9 protein-coding genes are annotated in these 8,047 nt (G+C 71.2%); 6 read left to right on the forward strand and 3 right to left on the reverse strand.

From position 1 onward, the window contains the following. Positions 1-82 precede the first annotated feature (82 nt). Together apbC and dcd are read left to right on the forward strand one after the other, a co-directional pair. The gene (gene apbC / locus C516_RS0115370) at positions 83-1,174 is read left to right on the forward strand and encodes an iron-sulfur cluster carrier protein ApbC (protein ID WP_018719305.1); all 1,092 of its coding nucleotides are present in this window, start codon (positions 83-85) and stop codon (positions 1,172-1,174) included. A gap of 56 nt (positions 1,175-1,230) precedes the next feature. Next, on the forward strand, positions 1,231-1,800 hold the full coding sequence (gene dcd, locus C516_RS0115375) for a dCTP deaminase (RefSeq protein WP_018719306.1): 570 nt from the start codon (positions 1,231-1,233) through the stop codon (positions 1,798-1,800). 7 nt (positions 1,801-1,807) lie between these two features. Here dcd and C516_RS0115380 read toward each other — a convergent pair whose 3' ends face one another. The 3 genes from C516_RS0115380 to purM are packed head-to-tail and all read right to left on the reverse strand — an operon-like array spanning position 1,808 to position 4,289. After that, complete coding sequence (locus tag C516_RS0115380; protein WP_018719307.1) at positions 1,808-2,563, reverse strand: DUF3108 domain-containing protein; 756 nt, start codon at positions 2,561-2,563, stop codon at positions 1,808-1,810. Further along, positions 2,560-3,228 (reverse strand): phosphoribosylglycinamide formyltransferase, encoded by a 669-nt coding sequence (gene purN / locus C516_RS0115385; RefSeq protein ID WP_018719308.1) that lies wholly within the window; start codon positions 3,226-3,228, stop codon positions 2,560-2,562. The genes C516_RS0115380 and purN overlap by 4 nt, the downstream gene beginning before the upstream one ends. Beyond that, positions 3,225-4,289, reverse strand: a complete 1,065-nt coding sequence (gene purM / locus C516_RS0115390; protein WP_018719309.1) for a phosphoribosylformylglycinamidine cyclo-ligase — start codon at positions 4,287-4,289, stop codon at positions 3,225-3,227. Before purM ends, purN begins: the two co-directional genes overlap by 4 nt. Positions 4,290-4,469: 180 nt before the next feature. Between purM and C516_RS0115395 the strand changes: the two genes are divergently transcribed. The 4 genes from C516_RS0115395 to C516_RS0115410 all read left to right on the forward strand — a co-directional run. After that, complete coding sequence (locus tag C516_RS0115395) at positions 4,470-5,513, forward strand: DUF2066 domain-containing protein (RefSeq protein ID WP_163140081.1); 1,044 nt, start codon at positions 4,470-4,472, stop codon at positions 5,511-5,513. Continuing rightward, a complete protein-coding gene (gene hda, locus C516_RS0115400) occupies positions 5,510-6,250 on the forward strand; it encodes a DnaA regulatory inactivator Hda (protein ID WP_018719311.1) in 741 nt (246 codons plus the stop codon). Before C516_RS0115395 ends, hda begins: the two co-directional genes overlap by 4 nt. A 584-nt stretch (positions 6,251-6,834) precedes the next feature. Then, positions 6,835-7,665, forward strand: coding sequence for a DUF4123 domain-containing protein (locus C516_RS0115405; RefSeq protein ID WP_018719312.1), 831 nt, complete (start codon positions 6,835-6,837; stop codon positions 7,663-7,665). After that, a partial coding sequence (locus C516_RS0115410) for a DUF3304 domain-containing protein (protein ID WP_018719313.1) occupies positions 7,662-8,047 on the forward strand: 386 nt, incomplete at its 3' end. The genes C516_RS0115405 and C516_RS0115410, both read left to right, overlap by 4 nt.

The raw sequence follows: 8,047 nt of genomic DNA on the forward strand, positions 1-8,047 counted from the left end.
GGCTCGCGCGGGGCTTTCGCCCTGCCCGGGGCGGCGGATGTAGAATCCCCGCCATCAGCGGAATCGACAATGGAGCGGGATCATGGCGGAACTGACACGCGAGGTGCTGGAGGCGGCGCTCGGCGGGTGGACGGAGCCCAACCTCGGCACGGACCTGGTGAGCGCCGGCGCGCTGGCCGGCCTGGAGGTGGACGGGGACGCGGTGAACGTCACCCTGCGGCTGGGTTTCCCCGCCGCGCACTACCGCGAGGCGCTGACCGCCTCCGTCACCCGGGTGCTGGAGCAGGCGGGGGTGTCGCGGGTCACCGTGACCGTGGACTGGTCCGTGTCCCCGCGCCAGGTGCAGGCCTCGCTCGAGCCCATGGAGGGGGTGAAGAACATCATCGCCGTCGCCTCCGCCAAGGGCGGCGTGGGCAAGTCCACCACGGCGGCGAACCTGGCCCTGGCGCTGGCGGAGGAGGGCGCCAAGGTCGGGCTGCTCGATGCCGACATCTACGGCCCGAGCCAGCCGCGGATGATGGGGCTCGACGGCCGCCGCCCCGAGAGCCCGGACAACAAGTCGATCCTCCCCCTCATGGCCCACGGCGTCGCGGTCATGTCCATCGGTGTGCTGGTCAAGCAGGAGGACGCCATGGTCTGGCGCGGGCCGATGGTCACCCAGGCCCTCACCCAGCTGCTCAACGACACCCGCTGGGGCGATCTGGATTACCTGCTCATCGACCTGCCGCCGGGGACCGGCGACATCCAGCTCACCCTCGCCCAGCGCGTGCCGGTGGCCGGTGCGGTGATCGTGACCACGCCCCAGGAGATCGCCACCCTCGATGCGCGCCGCGGCATCCGCATGTTCCAGAAGGTGAAGGTGCCGGTGCTCGGCGTGGTGGAGAACATGGCGCTGCACGTGTGCTCGCACTGCGGCCACGAGGAGCACATCTTCGGCGCCGGCGGCGGCGAGCAGCTGGCATCCTCCGAGGGCGTTCCGCTGCTGGGCTCGCTGCCGCTGTCCATCGGCATCCGCGAGCAGACCGATGCCGGGCGGCCGACGGTGGCCGCCGACCCGAACGGCCGCGAGGCGGCGCTCTATCGCGAGGCCGCGCTGGCGACCGCGGCGCGCCTGTCGCGCCAGGCCGCCGCCGGGGCGAGCCGCTTCCCCGACATCCGGGTGGACGATGACTGAGCGCCGGGCGAGAATAGCCGGCTATTTCGGTGGCTGCTGACGGGAGCGTTGCGCCCATGTCGATCAAGTCCGACAAGTGGATCCGGCGCATGGCCGAGGAGTCCGGGATGATCGAGCCTTTCGAACCCGGTCAGGTGCGCGTCGGTGCGGACGGCGGGCGCATGATCTCCTACGGCACGTCGAGCTATGGCTACGACGTGCGCTGCGCCAACGAGTTCAAGGTGTTCACCAACATCAACTCGGCGATGGTGGACCCGAAGGCTTTCGACGAGGCGAGCTTCGTCGACATGTGCGCGGACGTGTGCATCATCCCGCCGAACTCCTTCGCCCTGGCGCGCACCATCGAGTACTTCCGCATCCCGCGCAACGTGCTCACGATCTGCCTGGGCAAGTCCACCTACGCGCGCTGCGGGATCATCGTCAACGTCACGCCCCTGGAGCCGGAGTGGGAGGGGCACGTGACCCTGGAGTTCTCCAACACCACCAACCTGCCCGCGAAGATCTACGCCAACGAGGGCGTGGCGCAGATGCTGTTCCTGGAGTCGGACGAGGTCTGCGAGTTCTCCTACAAGGACCGCGAGGGCAAGTACATGGGCCAGCGCGGGGTCACGCTGCCGCGGCCGTGACGCCGCCTCAGTCGGCGGGCAGGCCCTCGACACCGGTGAGCACGAGCTCGAAGGTGCCGTCGTCCGCTTCCCACTGCTCCACCTTCACTGCCAGGTAGGCCAGCGCCGGGGCGCACCACAGCCGCGTCTCGCGCTCGCCCTCGTCGTCCCGGCGGACGACCTTCACCGTCTCGAAACGCCCGGCCGGGGTGTCCACGGTTTCCGTGCCCTCGATGGAGACGGTGTAGGTCTTGAGCCGGCCGCCGTCAGCGATGCGGTAGGTCAGCCGGCCGGTGTCCGCGCCCCTGGCGGCGAGGTCGTGCATGAGTTGCAGGGGGCTGACCACGCGGTCCAGGGCGTCGTCCGGCACCTCCATGCGCCACGGTGTGTCGCCGACGTCGTTGACCACTGTGCCCGTCGTCCAGTTAAAGCGCAGTTCGGCACGGCGCGCCCGGTCGTCGCCGCTGCGGTCGTAGACGTAGCGTAGCGGGCGGAAGCCGTCGTCGACGATCCGTCCCTCGCTGACCTCGCGCACCGTGACGTCGGTGAACCATCCGGCTATGCCGCTCGGACGCATGAACAGCCGGTAGCGGTAGTGGCCGGGCTGCGGGCGGGAGAAGCTCAGGCTCGCGCTCCCGAGGGTCAGGATGCCCTTGTTGAGTTCGTACTCCGCGTGGAACGGCGGTGGCGGTTCGTAGGAGGCGGCGGCTGAGGGTGCCAGCACGGCCAGCAGCAGCGCCGTCGCCAGTCCCCGCCACCGCAGGCAGGCGCGCAGGGCGTTCACAGCGCGGCCACGTCGGTCGCCGCGTCGATGGCCGGCGGCTTGGCGGCGGGCTCGCCGTCGACGTGGACGCCGTCGTCGTCGAGCCGCACCCGCCCCTCGGCGATCAAGCGTACCGCCAGCGGGTAGATGCGGTGCTCCTGCTCCTGGACCCGGGCCTTGAGTGTCTCCGGGGTGTCGTCCGCGTGTACGGGCACCCGCGCCTGGACGATGACCGGCCCGGCATCGAGCTCCGGGATTACGAAGTGCACGCTGCAGCCGTGGGCCGCCGCGCCATCGGCGATGGCCCGTTCGTGGGTGTGCAGCCCGCGGTAGGCCGGCAGCAGGGACGGGTGGATGTTGATCAGCCGGCCCTGGTAGTGGCGCACGAAGCCGGGGGTGAGGATACGCATGAAGCCGGCGAGCACCACCAGGCCCGGCTCGTGGCGGTCGACGACGCGGACCAGGTCGGCGTCGTAGTGCTCGCGGTCCGGGTAGTCCCGGTGCGGCAGCACCTCCGTGGGGATGCCGGCGGCCCGTGCCCGCTCGAGCCCGCCGGCGTCGGCGCGGTTGCTGATCACCGCGCGGATGCGGATGGGCAGCTCGCCGCGCTGCTGGCCGTCGATGAGGCACTGAAGATTGGTGCCGCTGCCCGAGATGAGGACGACGACGTCGAGTGGCCTGCTCATGTCCCCGCCTCCAGGCGGACCCGCGGGCCGTCGCTCTTGTCCGCGACGACGCCGCCGATACGCCACGCGCGTTCGCCGTGGGCCTGCAGGCAGGCGAGGGCGTCGTCCACAGACGCCTCCGGCACGGCGTAGACCATGCCGATGCCGCAGTTGAACGTGCGGTACATCTCGGCCTCGTCGATGCTGCCGTTGCCCTGGAGCCAATCGAATACCGCCGGCCAGTGCCAGCTGGCGGTGTCCACGCGGGCGGCGGTGCCCTGCGGCAGTACCCGGGGCAGATTCTCCGGCAGGCCGCCGCCGGTGACGTGACAGATGGCGTGCACCGGCACCGCGTCGATCAGCGCCAGGGTGGGGCGCACGTAGATGCGGGTGGGGGCGAGCAGCGCCTCGCCGAGGCTGAGCCCGTCGGCGAACGGCATGTCCAGGCGGGCGCCGGTATGCTCGATCACCCGGCGGACCAGCGAGTAGCCGTTGGAGTGCACGCCGCTGGAGGCCACGCCGATGAGGGCATCCCCCTCGCCGGCACGGTGGCCGTCGATGATGCCCTCGCGCTCGACAATGCCCACGCAGAAGCCGGCGAGGTCGTAGTGGCCGGCGGCATACATGCCCGGCATCTCCGCGGTCTCGCCGCCGATCAGGGCCGCACCCGCCTGGCGGCAGCCCTCGGCGATACCGCGCACCACCTGCTCGGCGACGTCCACGTCCAGGGCACCGGTGGCGTAGTAGTCGAGGAAATACAGCGGCTCGGCCCCGGCGACCACCACGTCGTTCACGCACATCGCGACGAGGTCGATCCCGATGCCGTCGTGGCGGCCGGTCTCGATGGCGAGCTTGAGCTTGGTGCCGACGCCGTCCGTGCCGGAGACCAGCACCGGCCGGCGGTAGCGCTCCACCGGCAACTCGAACAGCCCGCCGAAGCCGCCGAGCCCGCCGAGCACCTCCGGGCGCTGCGTTGCCGCGACCGCCCCGCTGATGCGCCGCACCAGCTCCGCGCCGGCGTCGATGTCCACGCCGGCGTCGCGATAAGTAAGTCCCTGCCTGCCCTGGGGGTTGTCCGTCACGCTCGTCTCCCGTCGCCTGCCTGCGCTCGCGGGCGTTGCATCATAGCGCGACGCCGGCGGTGCAGGGCCGCCGGTCGTCGCTCCGCGGCGGCCATGATAACTTACCTCGCGACAGTATTTCCGCCGTGCCGGTCCGGACGGTGTGGCGGTGGATCACGGTGCATCACGGATGGAGTGGGCATGAGGCGGACATGGGCGTTGGCCCCGTTGCTGGGCATGATCCTCGTCGGGGCGGCGCTGGCCGCCGGCGTCGCGCGGGCCGCAACGATCGACGCCACGGTGACGGTGCCGCTGGCCGCGCAGGCCGGGGACGGGGGCCGCCAGGCGGCGCGGGAGCAGGCCCTGGGCCGGATAGTGCAGCGCCTCACCGGTGATGCGGCCCGGGCGCCGGCGGCGATCGCCGGCCGCGTGGACGATTACATCACCGCCAGCGCGCTGCGCAGCGAGGCGGGCGGGCAGGCGCTCACCCTCACCTTCGACGTGCCGGCGCTGCGGGAGTCGCTGCGACGGCAGGGGGTGCGTGTGTGGCTGCGCGAACGTCCCGCGGTGGTCATCTGGGCGGGCGTCCAGGACGGCGGTCGCAGCCTCGCCGGCGCGGACGACCCGCGGGCAACGGCCCTGCGCGATGCCGCGAGGGACTACGGGGTCCCGGTGCTGCTGCCGCTGCTCGATCTCACCGACCGCCAGGCGGTGACCTATCAGGACATCGCCGGCGGCTTCAGCGGCCGCGTGGGCGAGGCGACCCGGCGTTACGGCACCTCCCTCGCCCTGGCGGTGGCGCTGCAGGCGCGAAGCGGCGGCTGGAACGGCGCATGGATGCTGGTCCGTGACGGTTCCACCCTTGCCAGCGGGCGTACCAGCGGAGACGATGTCGCGGCGGTGGCCGACGCCGTCTGGGCCCGCGCGGTGGCACAGCTGCGCCCCGATTACACCGTCGCCAGCGGCGAGTCCTCGGCGATTCGCGTGAACGTCACCGGCGTGAACGGCCTTGCCGCTCTGGCCGCGGCCGAGCGGGCCCTCGGCGACAGTGCGGGGGTGGTGGCCGTGCAGCTCAGCGGCATCGAGGGCGACCGCGCGGTCTTCCGCGTGGAGGCCGAGGTCGGCGAGGACCGCCTGCGCGCGGCGCTGGATCGCAGCAGCCTGTGGGCACCGGCATCGCCGGACGGCGGTGGTGCCGAGGCGGGTCTGACCTATCGCTGGAACGCTCGCGGGAGCGGCGGATGACGGGGACGGGCGAGGGCCGCGGCTGGCGGCAGCTTGCACTGGATTTCCGCTGGGACGAGTCCAACGAGCTCGGCGCGTTCGTCCCGGGCCCGAACGCCGAGGCGGTTGCGGCCGTGCGCCGTGCCGCGCTGCGCTCGGGCCAGCCGGTCTACCTGTACGGCCAGCCGGGCACCGGCAAGTCCCACCTGCTCCAGTCGGCCTGTACCCTGGCCACCTCGGCCGGGCGCACGGCGGTCTACCTGCCGCTGGAGGACATGCTCGAGTGGAGTGCCGGGCTGCTCGACGGCCTGGAGAATGTCGGCCTCGTGGCCCTGGACGATCTGCACCTGCTCCACGACCGCCCGGCCTGGCAGGAGGCGCTGTTCTACCTGTTCAATCGCCTGCGTGATGCCGGCGGCCAGCTCATCGTCGCCGCCGACCACCGCCCGGACCGCATCGGCCTGGCCCTGCCCGACCTCATCTCCCGGCTCCAGTGGGGGCTGGTGTTCTGTCTGCGCGAGCTCTCCGACGACGATCGCCTGATCGCCCTCCAGCGCCGGGCCAGCAGCCGCGGCATCGAGCTCCCGGAGGAGACCGCGCGCTACCTGCTGGCCCACTACCCGCGGCGCACCCGTTACCTCTTCGGGTTGCTCGAAGAGCTGGACGTGGCCTCGCTGCAGGCCCACCGCCGCCTCACCATCCCCTTCCTCAAGCGCGTGCTCGGCCCGGCAGACAGCCAGGAGTCGAGTAGTCGGTAGGCATTATCCCCGGCCCGTGAACGGACCATGGTTCGTGTACACCGTCACGCTAGTGGAACATGGAATGTCTCCGGACCTCGGCAACAGGGCGGTACTGCGGTAGGCTTCTGACTCCAGGACCGGGCGTCCCCCGGTCACTAACCCGCCAGGAAGGCGGGGAGCGCTAACGCGCCAATGGACGTTTTCGGCCGCTGACCAGGGAAGGAGGCACATGGCTGACAACCTCTGCACTGAGACCCCACGCGATTATCACGGCCTGACGCCGGTGCGGCACCGGCGGCGGGCACACCCTCATGGAGATGACTTCCGGGTCACGGGAATGGCCGGTCCCGATGGTGATCCGGTATTCGTCTATTTCCCGATCCGATATGTCGTCCCCAGCGCTGCGTCGGTCATGGACCGGCCGTTGTATGACGGGAAGCATTCGTTTGTCACGGCTGCCAGTCGTGACGACAGCGTTTTCTGCACTCTTCCCGCCTGCTCGTCCCACCCTGAGTACCGTGGCTGTCCGGTGTATCCCGGAAATCCCTGGTGTCTTCCTCTCACAACGGTTTCATCTCCCGCCCGTGTCCCGGAGGCCCGTCATGCAACTCATCGATGACTACCCGAAGGGCTGGCTCGACGACACCCGGCAGCTGATCGGGGGCCTCCGGCAGTCGGCGCCCGAAGGGCACGTCCACCTCCTCGTCGACGCCGCCTTCCGCCACGAGCACGTGCTGCCCTGGCTGCGCCGGCACCTGCCCCCCAAGCGCTGGCACGCCGTGTACGCGGACATGCCCGGCCCGGACGGGGCGGCGCTGGCGATCTCCCCCATGGTGATCGAACCGCTCGCCCCCGAACACTGGGAGGCACTGTTCGAGCTGGCCCGCGGGCTGCCGATGCTCACCCTCATCGCCACCCCGGAGTCCGTCACCGGGACCGCACAGCGTCTGGCGCGCTTCAGCATCGTCACCGTCCAGGACACCGCTTACGGGCTGCGGCTGGCGGACACCCGTCTCCTGCCCGCCCTCCTCGCCCTGTTCTCCGGCGAGCAGCACGGCGCCTTCATGGGGCCGGGGACCTGGCACTGCCTCGGTCGCGATGCCCGGTGGCAGCCGCTGCCGCCGGCGCACGAGCCCGCCGCCCCGGCAGAGCGGGTGACGTTCGACGACCAACAGACGGAGGCCCTGCTACGGATCAACGAGGTCGACGCCCTGATCGAGATCCTGCGTGACAGTGCGCCGGCGCTATTCGGCGTCTTCGACTCTCCCTCCCAACGCCACGAGTGGCTGAGTACCGTCCTCGCCCAGGCCCCCGAATCGGTTCGGGACCACGCACGGCGGCTGGACTACTGCCGCCGGATGGCCAGGCGGCAAGGCCTGCTGCCGGCCGCAACCGCCGACGAAACGAAACCGGACACGGACCCGTCAGCATGACGGCACGCCGCTCGCCCCCTCTCATCGTCTGGCCCCTGCTCATGGCCGCCCTGCTCACCGCCTGCGGCGGCGGGGACACCATCGGCGTGTCCGTCTCGGCGGTGAACTACACCGAGCGGGGCATCCGCTACTTCTCCGTGCACCGCCCGGGCGATGCCAAACGCAGCGCCGTGGGCATGAGCATCCGCCCTTACGGCGCCGGCGGCGTGACCTGCTGCGTGCCGCTGCCCAGGCAGTGGCACGAGGGGTTGGAGGTCGTCGTGACCGTGCGTCCCTCACTGGTCGGGGATTCCTACGAGGAGCGCCAGCAGAACTACGTCGAGCGCCGGGACAACGGCACGCTGGACCTCGAGCGCACGGTGGCGGTACCCCGCTACGGCGA

This window comes from Arhodomonas aquaeolei DSM 8974 (assembly GCF_000374645.1).
GTDB classification, from domain to species: Bacteria; Pseudomonadota; Gammaproteobacteria; order Nitrococcales; family Nitrococcaceae; genus Arhodomonas; species Arhodomonas aquaeolei.